Consider the following 22,201-nt stretch of genomic DNA (forward strand, 5'->3'; position numbering starts at 1 on the left):
AAAGATACGTGGATAAGGTTAACCGTCATCGATTTAGGATGCAGCAGACTTATCTTCGTATCTTTTTTAGTTGTTTGCTTGTTCTAATTTTGCGATGCGTGCTTCGAGTTCGCTTTGATGCTCGTATTGGCGAACGATTTGTTTGGCTAAGTTAAGCTCGGCTTGCGCTGTCATCAAATGATCTTGCCCGTGGACTAATAAAAAGGACGGCGTTATGTCATTATCTGAGCTCCGACGCGAAACTAATTTGGTTTGCCAAGCATGTCCTTCTAAAAATTGTACTTCTGCCTTTTGCAAATGAGATGTTGCCTCTTCGAAATGATAGTTTTCAGCGGCCGCAATAGCAGCATAAGCTTCTTTTCGTGTATTTCCGCCATGAAGAATCAATTTTACAGCGGCTTCTTCCGTATGAATATCCATTTTTTCACCTCATTTAAGCTATTTATCTTATTGTAGCAAAGCGTGCGAGTAATTGCTATTATTAGGTTAATCAGCCTATGGTACGATGACATGATGCGCGAATTCGATATATAATATAACTATCAAATTGATCGAAAAGAGGGATATCCATGGAAGAACGATTATATGATCTTGAGGATAAAGTGCAGGATTTAGAGTTAGAAGTGTTGAGTCTACGCCAACAAGTAAATGAGTTAGAGCAAGCGAAATCGACGAGATCACATAAAGGTAATTGGTCATGGGGATTGTTTGCGCTAATCCCGATCGTAGCAATTATTTGTAATATGATTGTAGAACTAGTAGACTAAATAGAAGAAGATGATTCCCTAATCTGATTGGGGAATTATTTTTTGGAATTTTGTTCGTATCTGTTCGCACCATAATCCGAAAAATTGTACCTGAAATTATATGTAATACCTTAATATAGCTAAAAGAATTGTTAATTAAGCACATTTTTCATCATTTCACATAGAAAAGGCTATAAAACAGATTATTTTTGTCACAAAAATTACACAGTTTGTTCTCTTGCTTTTTTCGCTTAATAAAAGTAGAATATATATATACCTTGCATTTAGTGTGAGTTCTTATTTCGACAAAAGTATACAGCCCTTGTTTATTTTTGTGGGGATAAGACCCTATCATGGTTATAATGGAATTCGGTGTATCCATCTTCCAAATGTTAAGCACTTGTGTTTATCATATGATTTCGCACCGATAACCGTTATTTGTTTTCATTCATCTCATTTGCCATGTAGTTTTCGTTTGTGCCTCATCCCGTTAAGCATAAACATTCGAACATGATGGCCTGCCTAGTCAATTGACTGGGTCTTTTTTTTTGTTGAGGCTGTTTGAACAAAGTGAGTTACAGCCGCAATATGCATGAGAGCAGAGCGAGCGTGTAATCCATCCCGGCTGTTCAAAGCCTAATCTCCGCCTTACGCCAAATAATGGTTAAGGCAACTTTATTTTGTTTAGAGCTTTATCCAATCAAGGATAGAACATAATTTTACAATCATTATCACTAGCCTTCCACAAATCGTCATGAGCAACCACCCCAACAGTCCCTCACAAGCAGATTACTTCAAGCACGTCACCTCTATTGGTATACTTGAAACAAGCAATAATTGAGGAGGACGATAACATGACACTACAAGGTAAAAAAGTAATCGCTCTAATCAGCGAGGATTTCGAGGATTTAGAATTATGGTATCCCGTATTACGAGTTCGCGAAGCTGGAGCAGAGGTTCATTTAGTCGGAGAAGAAGCCGGCGTTGTCTACCACGGGAAGTATGGTGTTCCGGCAACGAGTGATTTTAGCTTTGATGATATAAAAGTGGAAGACTATGACGGGATTTTAGTTCCAGGAGGCTGGTCGCCAGATAAGTTGCGCCGCTTCGATAAAGTACTGGAATTTGTACGCTACTTTGATAAGCAAAAGAAACCGATTGGCCAAATTTGTCACGCTGGCTGGGTGCTTATTTCAGCGGGAATCCTAGATGGCATCAACGTCACAAGTACGCCTGGTATCAAGGATGATATGACGAATGCTGGTGCGATTTGGCATGATGAAGCAGTTATTACGGACGGTCACATTATTTCGAGTCGCCGCCCACCAGATTTACCGGATTATGTACCTGCATTCATCGCAGCATTTAAATAAGCAGCAAAAAAAAGAGCTAGAACACGGCTCTTTTTTCATGTGAAGTAATAACTAATTATGAAACCGATGAAAGATGGAATCGCGGCAACGGCGAGTAGGATGCTCCATCGTAATTGAATTTTTCGGTTTGGGTTTTGCGATCTTCCTACTGACACGAGCGCCGAGCAAACGATGGACGCCAAGATTAAGACCATCAACACGAAAGAGAATAGTGACGACATGCTGTATCCGGTCGTTAGTAGGCTGAAAATGATAACTAGTACGGCAATTCCGATACCGCTAAAAAATGCTTTCCACAAATGGCTCACTCTTTTCTATTCAATATCTCTTTCCTTTATAGCAGATATGGCAGGCAAATGTCTAATGATATGAAAAAAGTCAAACAAAAAAGGACGGAATTTACTTACACCCTTGTCATACATTAAAAATCGAAATCGTCACTGAATGCTGGTTCACTAGGCATACACATGAAAATAATCATGATAATACTACCTACAAATGGAATCAAGCTGAGTAAAACAAACCAGCCGCTTTTGTTAGAATCGTGCAGACGACGGATCATTAAGGCCAACATTGGAATAAAAGTAGCTAACTCATATAAAACGAGCAGCACTAGGATTAGCAACGTTGAACCAGATGTCATGACAAAAGCAAAATCTCCAGTTGCGTCACTTACCGATGATGTGGCTGCTGTAAACACGGTGAAAACTAAGATAAATATGTAAAAAATACTGATGATAATAGCGTTCCATAAAATAACATACCAATAAGCAGAACGTGAGGAACGTCCAGTGAAATTCACATAATTTTTCCAAAAAGATAGATAAGCTTCTAGAAATCCCAAGATAACCCCCCCCCTTCTAAGATGTTAAATTCCAGTATAGCATGATTCGGAGTGGATTTGTTTGTCAGAATGGTGAATAATTTAAAAAGCTGTACGCCAAATTTGAATTGGAATACAGCTTTTATATTTTAATGAGGTAAGAAAGCGACTAGAATGAAGAACAGAATCGCGATGACGATGATGAACCAGTTGAGTTCGCGCCATTTACCAGTGAAGATTTTTAAGATTGGATAGGAGATGAAGCCGAATGCTAAACCGATGGCAATGCTTGATGTGAGCGGCATTGCAAGGATAACTAGGAAAGCTGGGAAGGCTTCGTCGAGTGTGTCCCAATCGATTTCTTTTACAGCGCCAATCATCATGCTACCAACGATAATGAGTGCTGGTGCAGTAATCGCTGAAATGCCGGATACTGCGCCGACAAGTGGGGCGAAAAACGCGGAAACTAGAAATAATCCAGCAACGGTAAGCGTCGTTAAACCTGTACGTCCTCCTGTTGCAACACCTGCGGAAGACTCGATGTAGGCGCTGGTTGGTGTTGTCCCGAACATAGAACCAACACTTGTCGCGACTGCATCTGCGAGTAAGGCGTGTTTGGCATTTGGCAAACTTTCACCTTTCATGAGGCCGGCTTTTTTAGCAACACCAATCATTGTTCCTGTCGTATCGAAAATCGTGATTAAAAGGAAGGACAGGACAACGCCGTAAAGGCTGTATGTGACAACATCGCCGAACGCGTGGATAGGATTTGTGATGACAAGGTCGGGCATCGATGGCATTTTGACAAAGCCATTGAATTTTAGTTCACCGGTGAAGAAAGCGATAACCCCAGTCGAAATCATCCCAATAAACAGTGCACCTTTGACGTTAAGCGCTAGGAAAATCAGCGTAATTAGAAGTCCAGCAATAGCAAGTAGGGCTTCTGGTGAATGAAGATCGCCAAGTCCGACTAGATTGGAATCGCTTTTTACGATAATTCCTGTCATACGGAAGCCAAGGAATGCAATGAAAAGACCGATACCAGCCGTGATTCCTGCTTTTAGAGTATGCGGGATTGCTGTGATTAATTTCTCCCGGAACGGTGTTAAAGATAATAGTAAGAAAATAATACCTGCTACGAAAACGGCTGTAAATGCGGTCGCGTAGTCTAATTTTTGGGTTGTGACGACGGTGACGAAATAGGCATTCATCCCGAGCCCTGGTGCGATTGCGATTGGATAGTTGGCGAATAGGGCCATCCAAAGTGTCCCGATGACAGCTGAGATAATCGTTGCCATGAAGACTGTGTTAAATGGAACGCCTGCTGCTGAAAGGATTGCTGGGTTTACAACGATGATATAAACCATTGTTAAAAATGTTGTAAAACCTGAGATAACCTCTGTTTTGACGTCTGTTCCGTGAGCTTTTAGTTGAAACATGAAATTCCACTCCCTTTTATAGTTAAAAAGATAATTTTTCGTCTTATTACGAACATTTTGAAACCACAACTACAATAATATTCGTTTTTCTACTAAAATGCAAGCTTATTTTAGGAAGTTCTATTCTTTTTAAGGATGAAACGGTTTCATATGTTATAATGAAGGTGTTGAAATATGATAGCTGGAGGAATTTCATGAAAGCATTTGTTTTTGATTTTGATGGTACGATGATTGATACCGAAGCAGTTTGGTTTGACGAGACACAGAAGTATCTACAGGCGAACTATGGCATGGGTTTGCCGATGGATGTGTATGAGCAAGTGGTTGGGAGTACTGACGATCCGTTACTTCTTTATATGGCGGAACAAACGAATGGCAAATTTGATGCTGCGGCTTTTCAAAAATACATAGACTTACAAGTGCATAATGGTCGTGATAAATTGGAAATGCGTGATGGCTTCATGCGTTTGTTCAACTATGCCAAAGATAATGGTTATAAAATTGGTTTGGCGACTAGTTCCGCGCGTGCTTGGGTGGACCCGATTTTGGATAAATTCGGCATTTTGGATGATTTTGAAACGATTCAGACGGCGGATGATGTGGAAGTTATTAAACCTGATCCCGCGCTTTATCGTCAAGCGGTGGAGGCACTTGGTGTGAAGCCGGAAGAAGCGATTGCTGTGGAAGACTCGCGGAATGGTTCGTTATCGGCGGTTGGCGCAGGGCTACATGTGATCGTTGTGAAGAATGAAGTGACGAAGGGCATCGTTTTCCCAGAAGGAACGAGTGTATATGATTCGTTCGCGGATGTGGATTTGGATGCATTTTTAGCGGGTAAATAGAGTTAGAGGAGTGATTGAAATGATTGAAAATACGATCAAAGAAGTAGAGTTATTTGAGCAAATGACGCATGGTGAGCCAGTGCTTTTTGTGACGGCAATTGGTTATATTATTGGGATTACGGATATTCCGGATGAAATTCCGCATAGTGTTGTGAAGTTACAGGATGTGTATATCAATTGTGTGTCGGCGTCGAGGGTGAATCGTTTTTCGAAAGGTTTGACGGTTTCGGTGGATCAGATTATTGCGTTTAATGTGTTGACGGAGGAAGAAATGCAACGAATGATTACGAATTGGCAAGTTTCCATGGCTCCAACCATCGGCTAATGCTCTCAGCGGAGCGACAAACGCTCATCTCCGTCGTTAAAAGTTCCGTTCCGGTGCTCATGTACAGTCGTACACTCCGCTCCGGTACTCGCTTTTGCCTAGGATCTAAGCATTTGTCGCTCCGCTGAGGTTCGGCGGCACGGACGTGGATTTTTAGGGGAGTATAATTTTTTTGTAAAGACAAGAACTAAGACCATGCGCAAAGCTATGGTCTTAGTTCTGTTTGTTTTTTAGAATTTTAGTTTGGCTAGGCGGTCGAAGGCTTCTTTTAGGACGTCCAAGTTCTGTGTCGCTGCTAGGCGGACGTAGTTGTCGCCAGTGTCGCCGAACGCTAAGCCTGGGATTAATAGGACTTGGGTTTCTTTCAAGACATACTCGCAGAACGGGACGGAAGTCATGCCGGAGCCGCTGATGTTAATGAAGGCGTAAATCGTGCCTTTGACGGGGTGGATCGATAAGTATGGTATCTCGGCGACGCGTTTTCCGACGTATTCTAGCCGTTCTTGGAAGGTTTTTGTGACGGCTGGTATAAACTTCTCGGCGTTGTTTAGAGCGTGTACAGCAGCTCTCTGGGACGGTGATGGGGCAGAGAACGTGATGCCTTCATTGATTGCCTTTACGGCTTGGATAATATACTCGCCCGCAATCATATAGCCAATCCGCCAACCGGTCATCGCAAAATTTTTCGAGAGGCTACCTAGCGTAATGGTGTGCTCTGGCGCGAATTTTGCCATTGGGGTGAATTTTTCGTAGAAACTGAAGCCATCGTAGACTTCATCGGATAAGATGTAAAAATCGTGATTCTTCGCAAGTGTAGCGATTTCTTCAAATATTTCTTTGGAAAAAACGGCTCCTGTTGGGTTATTCGGTGAATTTAGAATCAGTGCTTTTGTTTTGCTCGTAATCGCGGCTTTTAAAATATCTAAATTGATCGCAAAATCGTCTTTTTCATAGGTTGGAATGAAGACGGGAACGCCGCCCGCAGCCAGAATTTGATCTTTATAAGGCGTGAAGTAAGGTTCGTGGATGATGACCTCGTCGCCGGGATCAATGATGGCTTGAAGTGCGAGGTACATCGCGTGGCATGCGCCGACTGTTGCGCGGATCTCGCTGGTTGGGAATTGTAAATCGTAGGTGCGGTCGTAAAACCCTGAAATGGCTTCGAGTAATTCGATGTCACCAGACGCCTCGGTGTATTTGGTTTGGCCATTCTTCACGTCTTGGAAGGATGCCTCGATGATTTCTTGGTCGGTAATCAGGTCCGGATCGCCAATCGAAAAGTCAATCAGGTTAGGCGTTGTTTTCGCGATTGTCGTGATTTGAGATAAAATATTGACGGGTGCTTGTTGATATTTTTTAGCTAATTTCATTTTAAAAAACCTCCATATGTAGATAAAAGTGGAATGCAGCTTGAGTTTGCATTCCACTTTTTCACCTATTATAACACTTTTCCTAGGAAACTTTGTGTTCTTTCGTTTTGTGGACTTGTAAAAATTTGTTCTGGTGTTCCTTGTTCTTGGATGTAACCGCCGTCCATGAAGATAACGCGATCGGCTACTTCTTTTGCAAAGCCCATTTCGTGTGTGACAACGACCATCGTCATGCCTTCTTTGGCCAAGCTCTTCATAACTTGCAACACCTCGCCGACCATTTCTGGATCGAGCGCGGACGTTGGTTCATCAAAGAGCATCACATCTGGATTCATTGCCAAGGCGCGCGCGATGGCAACCCGTTGTTTTTGTCCGCCAGATAGGGAGGATGGGTAGCTGTTTGCTTTATCAGCGAGACCAACTTTATCAAGCAAGGACAAAGCATGTTTTTTCGCGGTCTCAGCAGATTCACCTTTCACTTTTAGCGGTGCCAGAGTCAGATTATCGAGCACAGTTTTATGTGGAAATAGGTTGAAGCTTTGGAAAACCATGCCCATCCGTTGACGCAAATCATTGATGTTGACGTCTTTGTCCGTGAGGTTGGTACCTTCGAATTCGATGACGCCGCCAGTTGGTTGCTCGAGTAAGTTTAAGCAGCGCAGGAAGGTACTTTTTCCAGATCCTGAGGGGCCGATAACAACGACCACCTCGCCTTGCGCTACTTCTATATCAATGCCTTTTAAAACTTCTAATTTATCAAAATGTTTTTGTAGTTTGGTTACTTTAATCACTTGTTCTCATTCTCCTTTCAGCAACGCCTAGAAGTCTGGATAGACCAAACGTTAGGATGAAGTAAATCACGGCTGCGACTGCGTATGGAAGCACGGCATTAAAGCTAGCTCCTGCAACGACTCCAGACATAAACATCAACTCGGTAATACCGATAATGGACACGATGGACGATTCTTTAATAACGGTAATAAATTCATTGCCGAGCGCTGGTAAAATGTTTTTAATCGCTTGTGGCAAAATGATATAGCGCATACTAGCGACTTTCGTCATACCAAGGCTACGTGCGGCTTCTTCTTGTCCTTTATCAACGGCCATAATTCCGGCACGAATGATTTCCGCGACATAAGCGGCACTGTTCAGTGATAGGGCGATACAACCAGCAACAATCGCTGGCAGGTTAAGTCCGCCAAATACGGCAGTTGTCCCAAAATAAACAAGGAAAATTTGAACGAGCAATGGTGTCCCACGTACAAATTCAATGTAACAATTTGCTGGCCAACGTAACCATCTTGTTTTCGCTAGTTTCATGAGAGCGAGCAGAGCACCGATGATAGAACCGAAAAGAACACCGACAGCAGCGATTCCAATCGTATAAAGTGCACCTTTCACATAATAAGAACCGTATTGCGTGAAGAAGTTACCATCTTTAAACATGGCTTTGTTGGCTTCTTCTTTGTATTCTTTTAATAAATTCTTGTCCTTGATTTCTTGAAGAGAGGTATTGACGCTCTTTTGCAGTGATGTTGTTCCTTTGTTCATCGCAATGGCGGTTTGTTTTGTTCCATTCACAAATTGCACATCGGAAATCATCAGGTCATCGTATTGTGAAATGTAAGCATCAGCAACGGGACCTTCCAGTACAACGGCGTCCAGTTTTTTCTGCTGTAATTCAAGCATTAATGTGGTTACCTTAGATAGTGACTTCACTTTTGCGCCTGTTAGTTCGTCTTGTGCGAGTGCTTCTTGTGTCGTTTGTTTTTGTGCGCCGACTGTGGCACCTGCGAAATCATTGGTTGTTTTAAATTTATCTTTGTCTGTTTTCCGAATCACGACTTTTTGTTGTACAGTCATGTATGGATCGGAGAAATCGACTTCTTTTAGACGTTCTGGCGTTGGTGACATACCTGAAATAATCATGTCGATTTTGTTTGTTTTTAAGGCTGGGAGTAGGCTGTCAAAATCCATTTCTTTAATGTCTAGCGTAACACCCATATCTTTGGCGATTTTTTTAGCGATACTAATATCGAAACCGACAAATGTATCTTTTCCTTTAATAGTTTTGTGAAATTCATATGGCGGATAATCGGCGGATAGGCCGACAACGAGTCTGCCGCTTTCCTGAACATCTGATAGTGACGTGTCTTTTTCCGCTGCTAAAACGGGAGAAAAGCTAGCAAATACCATCATTAGTATAAAAAATATAGCGGTTAATTTGAGATAAAACTTCCCTTTAATCATGAGTACACTCCTTTATAATGTATATCATCTCGGTAGTTTATGCATTTTAATGAATAACTATTAAAGATGAACATAGAATTTATAACTTCTTTCGATAGATATAATAATACATGTTTTTGAGTAATTATGCAAGAGCATTTTTAATAAAAATATAGAAAAGATGGTGAGTGTGGTTTTCGTTTGGCTAGGTTGTTGCTGTCGTGTTATATTGTGGGTAAGGATATTATACCGTGGATTGGAAAATAAATAAAAAGGTGGGATTCGAAAATGGAGAAAGAATTTGAGCTTGTTATGCAGGAAGTTGAATTTCCGAATGATTCTAGAGGGGTATTTGATGGGACGCTTTTGTGTTTGGAGTTTTTTGTGGCTAAGGATAAAGCGGCCTATGATGCAGAAAGTGGCGAGCCGATGCTACGCAGGGAGGATCGACGTCTTGTGAACCGATTGATTCAGGGCGAGTTTAAGGTGTTTGAGCAGCGGATGGAAGAGGAGCAGGATATTCGGCCGTTACATCATTTGGATGCACTTTTTCAGGCGCTCGAAGTTGGTCTTGGCGCGCTGTTTTTACCAGAGCAGGAGATTGAGTTTGCGAATGTTGGGATCGATGGCTTTATTCAGGTGTATAATAATCCGGACGTGCAGTCGAAACATGCGGACGCGATTCTGGCGAAGATGTTGGGGAGTTTGGACGGGGAAATGGATGAGCCGTTTTAATCTGGTATAGATTTAAAAAAACGCGGATGCAATCAGTTTTTAGCTGGTCGCATCCGCGCTTTTTTAAAATTCTTCTTTTATCAGACGAATAATGAAGAAAGATAGTAGGAAGAAGGCGGGAGGCAGGATTTCATTTTCTTGATATTCAATGGTTACAGCGCTGCCGGATAAGGATTTATCAGCTGCGATATGGCAGATATCTGTATGATCAAGTAATATTTTTATGGCACCTTTTGCCTCAGGCTGGATAATATCGATACGATGATCTTGCTTTAGCCCGCGAATATGAAGGCTATGGTCACTGCCAGTAATTTCTTTGAGTGAAATATCAAAACTTGGCTGCATATTATGGTACACAATGGACGATCCGTCTTCCCCAAGCCAGCCAATTTCGATAGTCAGTGTTGCGAGTTCTTTCTTTGTTTCATCGTTGGAATAGCTGTACAGGGGGTGATTATTTTGAAAAGAGATTCGTGATGAAATTTTTTCAATGGTTCCAACGATTTCTTCGTTTTCGTTCTTTACTTCGATAGGGTTGCTTTTTCTTAGGACTAGTGGTTTTTGGAAGTGAAAGCTTGGCATAATATTATTCATCTCCTGACGTAGTATCCAATTTTTAAGTAAACGCTTTTTACGGTCTTATAGAATCCTATTCCCTTTATTTAGTAGTGAAAACATAAAAAAACTCGCCTCTGTTGTCCAGATACGAGTTTTTTGAAATTATACTAGGAAGAAACGTAGTACGTAATAAATGGCTGCAGCAAGTGCGGCTGAGATTGGCAACGTGATAATCCAAGTGATGATCATGCGTTGTGCCGTGTCCCATTTAACGCCTTTCACACGGTGGGCTGTTCCAACACCAAGGATGGATGAGCTGATTACGTGTGTTGTACTTACTGGCAGATGAATGAATGTCGCACCGAAAATGATGAATACAGAACTTAAATCTGCTGCTACACCACTCACTGGTTTGATTTTCATGATTTTACCGCCAACTGTTTTGATGATTTTCCAACCACCGATCGATGTACCGACGGCCATCGCGATCGCACAGGATACTTGTACCCACAGTTGAACGTCATCGGTATGTTGAAACCCGTTTGCGATCAAAGCCAGTGTGATGATACCCATTGATTTTTGGGCGTCATTGGTACCGTGTGTGTAAGATTGGAGTGCCGCGGTTCCGACTTGAATGTAGCGGAAACGGCGGTTTGTTGATGATAGGTTTAAATTCTTTAAGAATACCTTGAACAGGCTATAGATTAGGAAACCAACACCAAATGCTAGGAATGGAGACACGATAAGGCCGATGATAATCGTTAAGAAGCCTTTATATTCGAGTGCGCCAAATCCTGCTGCGGCAATGGCTCCACCAGCGATAGAACCAATTAAAGCATGGGAGGAACTACTTGGAATACCGAAGTACCAGGTGACCAAGTTCCAGGTAATTGCTGATATGAGCGCTGCAAGAATAACAAGGTCGCCATGTGGTAAGGAGAATGGATCGACAATGTCTTTTGTAATTGTCTTGGCAACCCCTGTGAAGGAAATCGCGCCGACAAAGTTCATCACTGCGGCAAGTATAATTGCATGTTTCGGTTTTAATGCTTTTGTTGAGACACTGGTTGCAATCGCGTTGGCTGTGTCATGAAATCCGTTGATAAGGTCAAACGCTAGTGCTGCAATAACAATGACAATCGTTATAAATAACATACCTTCCATTTAGCCGGCCCCTTACGCGTTTTTCATAACAATTGATTCAAGCGTATTGGCTACACTTTGACAACTGTCTGCGATTTCTTCAAAATTCTCATACACTTCTTTCATCCGAATTAGGCGGATTGGGTTTTCTTCGTTTTGGAATAGTTGAATCAGAGACTCGCGATATACTTCATCACAAATTGATTCGTAGTTTTTTATTTTAATAGCTAATGTGCGTACGTCTTTTAATTTTTTATCAAAAACGAGATCTACTGCTTTTTCAATTTCAACAGTACTTGCTTCAATCGCATCAATGAATTTTTGCATGTAGTCGTCAAATCGTTTGATATGACAGATTTCGAATGTGAAGGCGATTTGTTCAAAGCCGTCCATTACGTCATCTAATCGGTTTGTTAGCTCTAACATGTCTTCGCGCTCGATTGGCGTGATGAAGGCATCATTTAGTTCTAAAATCATTTTGTGAACCAGTGAATCACCGTGTGTTTCATATTCCTTCATCTTCTCGGAAAAAGTATGTAAGTCTTCCCCAGTTTCGATGTTGTAAGAAGCGAAGTAGTTTGCGCCCTCACGTAGGTTTACTGCCATGTCATGTAATAATGAAGCAAAACGGTCCTTTTTGTTTTTAAAAGCCATTTTTTAATTCCCCCGATCTTTTTTGTGTGATTTTTCCCAGTATAATAGGGCCCACTTTTTCGTTGATGTCTAGTGAGCGGATGTTTACAAAAATAATACAGAAAAAAATCATAACAAGGATAGAAATTTACTACATATTCATACTAACATAGGATGGAGCCAATAGGTATCTTTTTTTTAGAGTAAAATAGGTAGAAACTAGTTGAAATCGGTTACAATTGTTATTTAGCGGGTTTTTACGATGTGTATCCGTTTGATAATTTTTTTAGCAAAGACGGTGGATTTTTGTTTATAGTGGAAGGGGCCATGAATGAAAGTATTATTTGGAAAAAAGAATTGTTAGTTTTTTCACGTAGTTTTACATTTCAAGTTGCATTTTAATGGATAAGGAAAGCGTATTTATGTATACTAACGGTAAGTATTAATGAAAGAAAATGCGGCGAATATCGATTAAACTACAAAAGCAGGAGGTTTTATCAATGGTCAATTCCTTTCAATCACGTTATCGTTTAAATAATGGTGTGATGATTCCTTATCTTGGCATGGGTGTATTTCAGGTGACAGATCAGCAACACGTGGCTGGTGCAATTGAGAAGGCGCTCGAATTTGGCTACCGTTCGTTTGATACGGGTGCGGTTTATAACAACGAAAAGCTAGTCAGACAAGCGATTAGCCGTAGTGACGTACCGCGGGATGAGTTATTCATTAGTTCTAAAATTTGGAATGGGGATCAGGGCTATGATAAAGTTTTGACTGCCTTTGAACATACATTGGAAAATTTGGGCGTAGACTACTTAGATATGTATTTGATTCATTGGCCGCTGACGGAAGTGTATACGGAAACTTGGCGGGCGATGGAGCGTCTGTATGATGAAAAAATGGTACGTGCGATTGGTGTGGCGAATTTTAAGGAACATCATTTGGCGAATTTGGCTGTGAAGGCGAATGTGAAGCCGGCGATTGATCAAGTGGAAACGCATCCATTATTGCCACAAAATGAATTGCGGGCGTATTTGGCGGAGCACGGGATTGCGCATGGTGCTTGGTCGCCGCTTGCAAAGGGTGCGTTATTTCAAAATCCGGTGATTGGAGAAATTGCGGCGAAACATGGCGTTCATGTGGATCAGGTGATTTTGCGGTGGCATATGGAACGGAAAACGATCACGATGACGCGTTCCATCAGTGGGAAACGGATGCTTGAGAATGCACAATTGTTTAACTTTTCGTTGGATGCGAGCGATATGAAGCGGATTGGTCAGTTAGAAAGCGGAAAACGTGTCGGGCCAGATCCGGATGATGTGGAGTTCATGTTGGCGAGTATGGAGAAGGAACGCGCGATGTTTTCTTGAAATGATGTGTCGGGAGGTTCAGATGGATAATTATACGAAGCAATTGGTTTTATATATGAAAGAACATGCAGAACCTGAGGAGAAACAGGCGATGGAGCAGTATATGCGAAACCAATTTGTTTTTCTTGGGTTGCGAAGTCCTAAGCGACGTGTGATTTATCGGGATTTTGTGGCGGAACATGGGAAGCCGCAAGATGCTATTGCCATTGCGAAGGAGCTTTATACGCAGTCGGAACGGGAATTTTATTATATGGCGATTGATATTTTGACAAAAAATGTGAAGAAACAATCAGTGGATGCCGTGGATTTTTATGAGCTGTTGATTAGGACGGAACCTTGGTGGGATACGGTGGATTTATTGGCGAGTACGCTTGTTGGGGGCCATTTTGCGTTGTATCCGGAATTGATTGAGAAGTACAATGAGAAGTGGATTGACGGGGACGATATTTGGCTGGCGCGTACGGCGATTTTGTTTCAGCTGAAATATAAGGACAAAACGGACGCAGAGCTGTTATTTGCGAACTGTGCAAAATGGTTAGATTCGGATGAGTTTTTTATTCAAAAGGCGATTGGTTGGGCGTTGCGTCAGTATGCGAAGTTTGATGCGGATGCGGTGCTTGCGTTTGTTGCGTCGCATGATTTAGCTTCTCTAAGTCGGAGAGAGGCATTGAAGCATTTTTAGGAGGAGAGCGAATTGTTGCATCATGTGGAGATTAATGTTTCGAATTTGAAAGAGGCGCGGTTGTTTTGGGATGATTTGTTGCTGCGGCTTGGTTATTCGCTTTATTCGGAGTGGGACAAGGGCGTTAGTTGGATTTACGGGGAGGCGTATTTGGTATTTGTACAGACGGAGGAGCGCTTTCTTGATGCGGGATATCACCGGGGGCATACGGGATTAAATCATTTGGCGTTTCACGTAGCGACGCGGGCGGATGTGGATGATTGGACGGAGCGTTTTCGTGAGCAGGGGATTCCGATTCTGTATGAAGACCGCCATCCGTTTGCGGGAGGCCCGAATTATTATGCGGTTTTCGCGGAAGGTCCGGATAGAATGAAAGTAGAATTAGTCGCCAGAAAATGAAAAATATCCCGAAATCCGGTAAAAATGGATTTCGGGATATTGTTATTCTTCTGGTGCTTCTTTGTGCTTCTCTTTTTTGAAAACTTCGATGTAGGAAATGTGATGTGGTTCGGCTTCTTTTACGCGGAAAATGTAGCCATTGTTTTCAATCTCATCGCCAATTTCGACTTCGTAGTTATGTGTTAGGAACCAGCCGCCGATTGTATCAACTTCTTCTTCTTCAATGTCTGTACCAAGCATGTTGTTTACTTGATCAATCAGGACTTTAGCGTCGATAATGAAGTGGCCGTCCTTAATTTTACGGATTTCTGGAATTTCATCAGCGTCAAATTCGTCGCGAATGTCACCAACGATTTCTTCGACAATATCCTCAACTGTTACAAGGCCAGATGTTCCGCCGTATTCGTCAAGCAGAATCGCGATATGCGAGCGTTCGCGCTGCATCCGGATAAGTAATTCTTTAATGGGAATCGTTTCGATAACGCGGATGATTGGTTTTACGTAAGGATCAATGCTAAACAATGGATCGGAACCATTTTCGACGTATGCAGAAAGGATTTCTTTCAGGTTTAGTACGCCGATGATGTGGTCTTTGTCGCCTTCAATCACGGGATAACGGGTGTAGCGCTCGTATTTCATGATATCGGATAGATCGGCAATCGTGCCACCTGTATCCACGGTAACGATTTCTGTACGCGGAATCATGACTTCTTTTGCCATTCGTTCGTCAAAATCAAAAATCTTATTTACATAGCTAAATTCGGATTGGTTAATTTCACCGCTTTTGTAGCTTTCGCCAACGATAATGCGCAATTCTTCTTCTGTATGGGCAATTTCGTGGTCGTTCGCTGTTTCTAAGCCGAATAGTTTCGCGATGACAACCGCTGACTCGTTTAAAAGCCAGATGAATGGGAACATCACTTTGTAGAAAATATGCAATGGGCGTGCAACAGCAAGTGCAACAGCCTCCGTTTTGTCAATAGCAAGTGTTTTTGGCACGAGTTCCCCAACAACAACATGTAAGAACGTGATGAGGATGAACGCGATGGTAAAGGAAAGAATGGATGTAACCGAGCTTGGCAGTTCAAACATCACAAAAAGTGGGTGAAGGGCTGCTTCGACGGTGGATTCCCCTAGCCAACCAAGTCCAAGGGAACTGATTGTGATACCTAACTGACAGGCAGAAAGGTATGCGTTCATGTGTGCGTAAATATGTTTTGCCAATGTAGCGCGTTTGTTACCTTCTGAAATTAGTTGGTCCAAACGGCTCGGACGCATTTTTACGATGGCGAACTCGGTCGCGACGAAAAATGCGGAAATTGCAATTAGTAAAACGATAATTAAAAATTTAGTGGTTAGTATCAATGAATGGCCACTCCTGATAAAGCACCAGAAATGGCGAACACCTCCTATGGGTTCTAAAGTTTTTTATGCTGTATTTGTGTTTGTTCCGGAAGGTTTATCCATTCGGCAAGGAAACACGAGACAGCAAGGATTTATATTTATTGTTTCTTTTTATATGGTTTTTTAGTTTGTCTGCCCCACTGTGTTTTTCCCTCCCAACAATTTTGAATAGAATATACTTAATCTAAATTATAAGTCAAATGCATGAATAAGACAAGTGAACAAGAAAATGTCTCAGCGGGTTGACAAACGCTTATTTTCGTCGTTAAAAGCTCCGTTCCAGTGCTCGCGTATTCTAGTACGCTCCGCCCTTGTACTCGCTTTTGTCTAGAAACTAAGCAAATGAGGATAGCAGATAAATGAGATTTCTCTGCATATTGGAGTACTAACTCATTTCATGTCGAAGAACTCCAACAACCCGCTGAGGTTCGGCAAGGAATCGTGAAATGAATTTGTTCCTATTTAATCAGTTGTTTGTGTGTCGAAATAGGGTTCGATGTGGACGAGTGTGTAGGCGTTTGGGTAGGTGTGGCGAATCGCTGTTTCGATTTGCTCTGTGATGGCGTGGCTTTCGGCGACGCTGAGTTCGGCTTTCACGGAAATCGTAGCGTCAATCCAAATGCGGTTACCGTTCATGCGGGCTTTGATATCTAGAATTTCATGGACTTGGGGGACGCCTGCGATGATGGTATGGATATCCTCAATTTTACCAATATCAAATCCATCAGTGAGTGTGTGTGCAGCGTCGTAAAAGATTTTCCAGGCGGTGTAGATAATGAGTACACCAACGAGGAATGCGGTGACGTTATCGAGCCAGGAAATGCCTATAATGGCACCGGTAATCCCGATGAAGGTTCCAAAACTGACGTAAGCATCGGATCGGTTATCGTAGGCTGCGGCTTTGACGGCCAAACTATCGACTTTTTTCGCGAGATTATTATTAATTAGGTAGACGATATACATGACTACGCCTGAAAATAGAGCCACGATTGCGGTAAGCGCGGAAGGCGTTGCGAATTCTTGGTGAACAAATGCCAGAAACGCTTGCCAAATAACTTGGAGACCAACGAGAAACATGATGAAGGAGGCAAGTAAGGAGCTGATGGTTTCTGTGCGCCTGTGACCGTAGAGATGATCTTCGTCTGGCGGTATACGTGAAATTTTCAGACCAACAAGTAGGGCCACAGAAGCGATAATGTCGGTTGTGTTATTTAAACCATCGGCTTGCAGTGCGTCGGAATGACCGACAGAACCAATGACAATTTTGAGTGTGGCTAGGAAAATGTAGACGATGATACTGAGCCATGCGCCTCGTTCTCCTCTTTTTAAATCTTCATAATTCTCCATCTGACTTCACCTCGTTTCCTTCATTATACGTTAGATAATAAAAATCTCGCTAGCAGGGCGTATCGAAATACGATTGCTAGAGAGATCAGAAATTTTATAATAGTGCTTTTTCTAAACCTTTAACGGATGCTGCAATATTGTCGCAAACTTCTTGGTAATAAGCCCACTTTACGGGTTCATCAGGACTTTGTTCGGGATCTTTTATATCCCAATAAACAATTTTGTCGCGAAGCTCGTCTGGAAATCCAGGGGCGAGTTCGGAGGCAGCATCATAAATCGTGACGATTAGATCAGCCTCGCTTAATAATTTTTGACTAGGAGTTACGGGCATTGTTGCTGGTGGTTCCATGGCGTATTCCAAAAGGGCATCGGCGACAAATGGGGATGTCTGTGTATGACACCAAGAGCCGCTAATAAATTGGGCGTTGCTGATGGCGAGTTTTGAGGCCCAAGCTTCCGCCATGGAACTGCGAATGTGTCTTTGTGATAAGAAATAAATAAGTTTTTTCTTCATGCTCCAAATCCTTTCTTGCTCTTTAGACTGAAAAAATGCGAGTTTTGCGTTATTCTATACAAGTCTAATGAAAGCAGGTAATAACGCCTGTGTGAAGAACGGCGATGATTTCATATACGATTCATTCATTTGGCCTTTCCCGTTAACAGTAGATAAATACCCCGTCTGAAAAGACAAAAACCTCATTTTCAAAATAAAATTAAAAAAGCGTAAATATTGTTACGAAATTGTGTATAATTACAAGGTGGACATAGAAATCGGTCTAAAGTTGGTGGTGCAAATCAGGCTTTTGCCGTAAAATGGGTGTATACAGCTGAGTTTAACTTTATCAAACTAATGTAGAAAGCTAGGAGATATGCGTGAATAATGAGAACAAAACTATCTTGACCTATTTAAAAAGCTTCTTTCTCTTTCTAAAGAAGTGGTTGGGGATCGGTTGGAGTAAATTCCGCCGTTTTTGGAAGAATAAGCATATCGGGAAATTTTTAACACTTATCGGTTTGACGTGTATACTGATTTTTATCGTATCACTGGTCATTGTGGCAAAATCAGCCGACATCGATGCTTTAAAAAAGGGACTTGAAACGACGACAGTCATTTATGATAAGGACAACGACAAGGCGGGCGAACTTTCCGCGTCGGATGCTACGTTTGTGAGCATTAAAGATATTTCTCCGAATCTACAAAATGCTGTTATTTCAATTGAAGATAAACGGTTTTATGAACATGGTGGTTTCGATTTGAAGGGGATTTTCCGATCTGTTTGGGGACTTGCTTCAACAGGAAACATCACGGGTGGCGGTAGTACCATTACCCAACAGGTAGCGAAGAATGCACTTTTAACGCAGGATCAGACTTTTACGCGAAAAGCAAAAGAGTTATTTATGGCGCGTGAGATCGAGAAGACGTACACGAAGGATGAAATTTTGGAGATGTATTTGAATACGTCCTACTTTGGAAATAATGAGTGGGGTGTGGAGAATGCGGCGAAGAAATATTTCGGAACGACTGCTTCTGATTTAACGATTCCACAAGCTGCAACAATTGCTGGTCTTTTGCAAGCTCCGTCTGCCTATGATCCTTATACGCATGGAGATAAAGCAGTAAATAGACGCAATATCGTGCTTGGTGCGATGTACACAAATGGTAAGATTACGAAGGAACAAATGAAGGAATATCAGGCAACGAAGCTTGTGCTGACAGATAAATCGAATGACCCGGATAACTATCACTATCCTTGGTATACCGATGCTATTATCAATGAAGCTTTGAAGGAAACGGACCTGACGCAAGACGATATCATGAAGCAAGGCTATCAAATTTACACGGAGCTTGATCAAAACTACCAAGCAGCATTGGAGAGCACATTTGAAAATGACAGTTTGTTCCCATCTAATGCCGCGGATGGTACGCTTGTTCAAGGTGGAGCTGTACTGATGGATCCTGAGAGTGGCGGTGTTCGTGCGCTTGTCGGCGGCCGTGGGAAACATGTTTTCCGTGGATTTAACCGCGCGACGCAAATGAAAGCTCAACCGGGTTCAACTATGAAGCCACTTGCGACCTATGTTCCAGCGCTTGAAGAAGGTTGGAAAGTAGATGACATGTTGCAGGATAAGAAGACAACGTACGGTAAATACACGCCAACCAATGTTGGTGGTGTTTATCGCGGCGAAGTGCCAATGTATAAAGCTGTAGCGAAATCGATTAATGCACCAGCAGTATGGTTGTTGGATAAAATTGGCCTACAAAAAGGTGTCGATTCTGTGAAGCGTTTCGGGATTCAATTGACGAAGGAAGATGAGTATCTAGGCTTAACGCTAGGTGGCTTGAACAAAGGTGTTTCACCAGTTGAGTTAGCAACGGCTTATGCGACATTTGCAAACGATGGCGCGAAACCAGAATCACACATTATCCGCAAAATTGTTGATCCAACAGGTAAAGTAGTGTATGAGAATGAGGCGTCTACGAAACAGATTATATCTAAGAAGGTTTCGACGGATATGACTTCGATGCTGATTGATGTTATTAATAATGGTGGTACTGGTGAAAATGCAGGCGTTTCAGGTTACGAAATGGCTGGTAAAACTGGTTCGACACAAGTACCATTTACGACAGATGGCACGAAAGATCAGTGGTTCGTTGGTTATACACCAAACTTAGTAGGCTCTGTCTGGATTGGTTTTGATAAAACAGATGAAGCGCACTATTTGAAAACGACGAGTTCTGATGGGGTAGCATCGCTTGCGCATTACGTGATGAAGAGCGGGTTGAAGTATCAAAAACCGGTAGACTTTGGAACGAAGAGCGCATCTGCTAAGACAGAAGAGAAGAATCAAGAGAATGCTGTAACAGAGCAAGCTGGCGATTTCTGGGGTTCTATTAAGGATTCTGCGAAAGGTGCAGGCGAAACCATCAAAAAAGGCGCTGATAAAGCGAAAGAAATTGGTGGACAGATTGCAGATGGGTTTAGTAATATACTTGATTCATTTGGAAATTAGTCGCTCAGGGGGCCGACAAACGCTCATTGTTGGGGTTGTTCGAAGTAAAACGAGTTACAGCCCCAATATGCATGAGAGCAAAGTGAGCATGTAATCCTTTCCGTTAAAAGCTGTGTTCCGATGCTCATGTACAAATCGTACATTCCGCTTCGGTACGCGCTTTTGCCTAGGATCTGAGCATTTGTCGGCCCCCTGAGGTTCGGTGGGAAGACGTAGGGAAGAGGTATTTTAAAGAAGTTTGACTCAGAGCGTGGATTGTTGCTTTGGGTCTTTTTTGTTGGTAGGATATAGGGAAGTACATAGTTTTGAAGGGGGATTTTTTGATGGTGAGAATGGAGCGGGATACGATTGGTGAGATTGCGGTTGCTGGGGATAAGTTCTGGGGGGCGCAAACGGAGCGGAGTCGGTTGAATTTTAAGATTGGTGAGGAGAAAATGCCGGATGAGATTGTGAAGGCTTTTGCGCGGTTGAAGAGGGCGGCGGCTTGGAGTAACGCGGATCTTGGGAAGTTGAGTGTGAGTAAGGCGCAGGCGATTGCGACGGTTTGTGAGAGGATTGTGGCTGGCGAACTGGATGCGCATTTTCCGTTGGTGGTTTGGCAGACGGGGAGCGGGACGCAGTCGAATATGAATGTGAATGAGGTCGTGGCGCATGTGGCGGGCGATTCTGTACATCCGAATGATGATGTGAACATGTCGCAGAGCTCGAATGATACTTTCCCGACGGCGATGCATATTGCAGCGTATACGGCGGTTGTGGAGCAGTTGATGCCGGAGCTTGAAGCGATGCGGCGCGTGTTGACAGAGAAGAAGGAAAAATATTGGCGGATGGTCAAAATTGGACGGACGCATTTGCAGGACGCAACCCCACTGACGCTGGGCCAGGAGATAAGCGGTTGGGAGAGCATGATTGCGCACGCAGAAACGTTTATTTCGCAAAGTAGTGATCATTTGTTGGAGCTTGCGATTGGAGGCACGGCGGTCGGTACTGGGCTGAATGCGACGGTGGATTTTGGTGATCGGGTCGCGAAACATTTGGAGGCTGATACGGGATATCCGTTCCGCTCAGCATCGAATAAATTTTATGCCTTGACGAGTCATAGTGAGCTTAGTTTTGTGCATGGGGCTGTGCGGGCGTTAGCGGCTGACTTGATGAAAATTGCGAATGATGTGCGGTTTTTGGCGAGTGGACCGCGTAGTGGGATTGGTGAGTTGACGATTCCAGCCAATGAGCCTGGAAGTTCGATTATGCCTGGAAAAGTGAATCCGACGCAATGTGAGGCGTTGACGATGGTTGCGGCGCAAGTGATGGGCAATGATACGACTATAAATGTGGCGGCGAGCCAAGGGAATTTTGAGTTGAATGTGTATAAGCCTGTCATTATTTATAATTTTTTGCAGTCGGTGCGTTTGCTTGCTGATGGGATGCGGTCGTTTAGGGAGCATTGCTTGGAGGGGTTAGAGGCGAATGAAGCGGTGATGCAGGAGTTAGTTGACCGGTCGCTGATGCTTGTGACGGCGCTAAATCCGTATATTGGCTATGAGAAAGCGGCGAAAATTGCGAAGGCGGCGTTTGCGGAAGATTTGTCGTTGAAAGAGGCAGCGATTCAGTCAGGATTTGTGACGGCTGAGCAGTTTGATGCGTGGATTGATCCGCTTAAAATGACGAACTTAGAGGGATAATCATACTTTAGGCTGAACTTTGTACGAAACCATTGTGTCGCTGGCTAAAATGCCGTAAGATAATAGCACTACATGGAAATTAGAGGGTG

Annotated in this window: 23 protein-coding genes; 10 read left to right on the forward strand and 13 right to left on the reverse strand. The window is 42.8% G+C overall.

The features are described from left to right. Positions 1–66: 66 nt before the first annotated feature. Complete coding sequence (locus HCJ66_RS13965; protein ID WP_187133694.1) at positions 67–420, reverse strand: PTS lactose/cellobiose transporter subunit IIA; 354 nt, start codon at positions 418–420, stop codon at positions 67–69. Positions 421–569: 149 nt separating this feature from the next. On the opposite strand from HCJ66_RS13965, the gene HCJ66_RS13970 reads away from it, so the two are divergent. Continuing rightward, complete coding sequence (locus HCJ66_RS13970) at positions 570–767, forward strand: hypothetical protein (RefSeq protein ID WP_181677935.1); 198 nt, start codon at positions 570–572, stop codon at positions 765–767. Between the two features lie 833 nt (positions 768–1,600). Beyond that, positions 1,601–2,119, forward strand: a complete 519-nt coding sequence (locus tag HCJ66_RS13975; RefSeq protein WP_187133695.1) for a type 1 glutamine amidotransferase domain-containing protein — start codon at positions 1,601–1,603, stop codon at positions 2,117–2,119. 35 nt (positions 2,120–2,154) lie between these two features. Here HCJ66_RS13975 and HCJ66_RS13980 read toward each other — a convergent pair whose 3' ends face one another. The 3 genes from HCJ66_RS13980 to HCJ66_RS13990 all read right to left on the reverse strand — a co-directional run bounded on the left by HCJ66_RS13980 (position 2,155) and on the right by HCJ66_RS13990 (position 4,381). After that, positions 2,155–2,418 carry a hypothetical protein gene (locus tag HCJ66_RS13980; protein WP_187133696.1) on the reverse strand — a complete coding sequence of 88 codons (264 nt, stop codon included), beginning with the start codon at positions 2,416–2,418 and terminating at the stop codon, positions 2,155–2,157. A 122-nt stretch (positions 2,419–2,540) separates the two neighbouring features. Then, positions 2,541–2,963 carry a DUF805 domain-containing protein gene (locus HCJ66_RS13985; protein WP_187133697.1) on the reverse strand — a complete coding sequence of 141 codons (423 nt, stop codon included), beginning with the start codon at positions 2,961–2,963 and terminating at the stop codon, positions 2,541–2,543. Positions 2,964–3,091: 128 nt separating this feature from the next. Then, complete coding sequence (locus HCJ66_RS13990; protein ID WP_187133698.1) at positions 3,092–4,381, reverse strand: NCS2 family permease; 1,290 nt, start codon at positions 4,379–4,381, stop codon at positions 3,092–3,094. Positions 4,382–4,575: 194 nt separating this feature from the next. On the opposite strand from HCJ66_RS13990, the gene HCJ66_RS13995 reads away from it, so the two are divergent. Both HCJ66_RS13995 and HCJ66_RS14000 read left to right on the forward strand, forming a co-directional pair. Continuing rightward, entirely contained in the window at positions 4,576–5,223 is a 648-nt protein-coding gene (locus HCJ66_RS13995; protein ID WP_187133699.1) for an HAD family hydrolase, read from the forward strand. A 34-nt stretch (positions 5,224–5,257) separates the two neighbouring features. Next, positions 5,258–5,548 (forward strand): hypothetical protein, encoded by a 291-nt coding sequence (locus HCJ66_RS14000; protein ID WP_187133729.1) that lies wholly within the window; start codon positions 5,258–5,260, stop codon positions 5,546–5,548. Between the two features lie 230 nt (positions 5,549–5,778). Here the strand turns inward: HCJ66_RS14000 and HCJ66_RS14005 are convergent, their stop codons facing one another. The 3 genes from HCJ66_RS14005 to HCJ66_RS14015 form a co-directional block, all read right to left on the reverse strand. After that, a complete protein-coding gene (locus HCJ66_RS14005; RefSeq protein ID WP_187133700.1) occupies positions 5,779–6,918 on the reverse strand; it encodes a pyridoxal phosphate-dependent aminotransferase in 1,140 nt (379 codons plus the stop codon). A gap of 68 nt (positions 6,919–6,986) precedes the next feature. After that, positions 6,987–7,709 (reverse strand): ATP-binding cassette domain-containing protein, encoded by a 723-nt coding sequence (locus HCJ66_RS14010; protein ID WP_181676113.1) that lies wholly within the window; start codon positions 7,707–7,709, stop codon positions 6,987–6,989. After that, positions 7,702–9,168, reverse strand: a complete 1,467-nt coding sequence (locus tag HCJ66_RS14015; protein ID WP_187133701.1) for an ABC transporter substrate-binding protein/permease — start codon at positions 9,166–9,168, stop codon at positions 7,702–7,704. Before HCJ66_RS14015 ends, HCJ66_RS14010 begins: the two co-directional genes overlap by 8 nt. Before the next feature lie 267 nt (positions 9,169–9,435). Between HCJ66_RS14015 and HCJ66_RS14020 the strand changes: the two genes are divergently transcribed. Further along, positions 9,436–9,882, forward strand: coding sequence for a hypothetical protein (locus tag HCJ66_RS14020; RefSeq protein ID WP_187133702.1), 447 nt, complete (start codon positions 9,436–9,438; stop codon positions 9,880–9,882). Between the two features lie 63 nt (positions 9,883–9,945). Here HCJ66_RS14020 and HCJ66_RS14025 read toward each other — a convergent pair whose 3' ends face one another. From HCJ66_RS14025 to HCJ66_RS14035, 3 genes are all read right to left on the reverse strand, one after another. Further along, on the reverse strand, positions 9,946–10,464 hold the full coding sequence (locus tag HCJ66_RS14025; protein ID WP_187133703.1) for a hypothetical protein: 519 nt from the start codon (positions 10,462–10,464) through the stop codon (positions 9,946–9,948). A gap of 138 nt (positions 10,465–10,602) precedes the next feature. After that, positions 10,603–11,604, reverse strand: coding sequence for an inorganic phosphate transporter (locus HCJ66_RS14030; RefSeq protein WP_187133704.1), 1,002 nt, complete (start codon positions 11,602–11,604; stop codon positions 10,603–10,605). Between the two features lie 12 nt (positions 11,605–11,616). Next, positions 11,617–12,237: a DUF47 domain-containing protein gene (locus tag HCJ66_RS14035; protein WP_036079902.1), complete on the reverse strand. Its 621-nt coding sequence runs from the start codon at positions 12,235–12,237 to the stop codon at positions 11,617–11,619. Between the two features lie 479 nt (positions 12,238–12,716). Here HCJ66_RS14035 and HCJ66_RS14040 point away from each other — a divergent pair, with 479 nt between their 5' ends. The 3 genes from HCJ66_RS14040 to HCJ66_RS14050 are packed head-to-tail and all read left to right on the forward strand — an operon-like array spanning position 12,717 to position 14,667. Continuing rightward, positions 12,717–13,586, forward strand: a complete 870-nt coding sequence (locus HCJ66_RS14040) for an aldo/keto reductase (RefSeq protein WP_187133705.1) — start codon at positions 12,717–12,719, stop codon at positions 13,584–13,586. 55 nt (positions 13,587–13,641) lie between these two features. Further along, positions 13,642–14,268 (forward strand): DNA alkylation repair protein, encoded by a 627-nt coding sequence (locus HCJ66_RS14045; RefSeq protein WP_246438705.1) that lies wholly within the window; start codon positions 13,642–13,644, stop codon positions 14,266–14,268. A 12-nt stretch (positions 14,269–14,280) separates the two neighbouring features. Next, positions 14,281–14,667: a VOC family protein gene (locus HCJ66_RS14050; protein WP_187133707.1), complete on the forward strand. Its 387-nt coding sequence runs from the start codon at positions 14,281–14,283 to the stop codon at positions 14,665–14,667. 42 nt (positions 14,668–14,709) lie between these two features. Here the strand turns inward: HCJ66_RS14050 and HCJ66_RS14055 are convergent, their stop codons facing one another. The 3 genes from HCJ66_RS14055 to HCJ66_RS14065 all read right to left on the reverse strand — a co-directional run bounded on the left by HCJ66_RS14055 (position 14,710) and on the right by HCJ66_RS14065 (position 17,932). Continuing rightward, entirely contained in the window at positions 14,710–16,032 is a 1,323-nt protein-coding gene (locus tag HCJ66_RS14055) for a hemolysin family protein (RefSeq protein WP_187133708.1), read from the reverse strand. Between the two features lie 501 nt (positions 16,033–16,533). Then, positions 16,534–17,418, reverse strand: a complete 885-nt coding sequence (locus tag HCJ66_RS14060) for a cation diffusion facilitator family transporter (RefSeq protein WP_187133709.1) — start codon at positions 17,416–17,418, stop codon at positions 16,534–16,536. A 94-nt stretch (positions 17,419–17,512) separates the two neighbouring features. Beyond that, entirely contained in the window at positions 17,513–17,932 is a 420-nt protein-coding gene (locus HCJ66_RS14065; protein WP_187133710.1) for a low molecular weight phosphatase family protein, read from the reverse strand. Between the two features lie 359 nt (positions 17,933–18,291). On the opposite strand from HCJ66_RS14065, the gene HCJ66_RS14070 reads away from it, so the two are divergent. Together HCJ66_RS14070 and fumC are read left to right on the forward strand one after the other, a co-directional pair. Beyond that, the gene (locus tag HCJ66_RS14070; RefSeq protein ID WP_187133711.1) at positions 18,292–20,430 is read left to right on the forward strand and encodes a PBP1A family penicillin-binding protein; all 2,139 of its coding nucleotides are present in this window, start codon (positions 18,292–18,294) and stop codon (positions 20,428–20,430) included. Positions 20,431–20,753: 323 nt separating this feature from the next. Further along, a complete protein-coding gene (gene fumC / locus HCJ66_RS14075; RefSeq protein ID WP_187133712.1) occupies positions 20,754–22,112 on the forward strand; it encodes a class II fumarate hydratase in 1,359 nt (452 codons plus the stop codon). The last annotated feature ends 89 nt before the right edge of the window (positions 22,113–22,201 follow it).

Origin of the sequence: Paenilisteria portnoyi (assembly GCF_014322795.1) — a bacterium.
GTDB classification, from domain to species: domain Bacteria; phylum Bacillota; class Bacilli; order Lactobacillales; family Listeriaceae; genus Listeria_A; species Listeria_A portnoyi.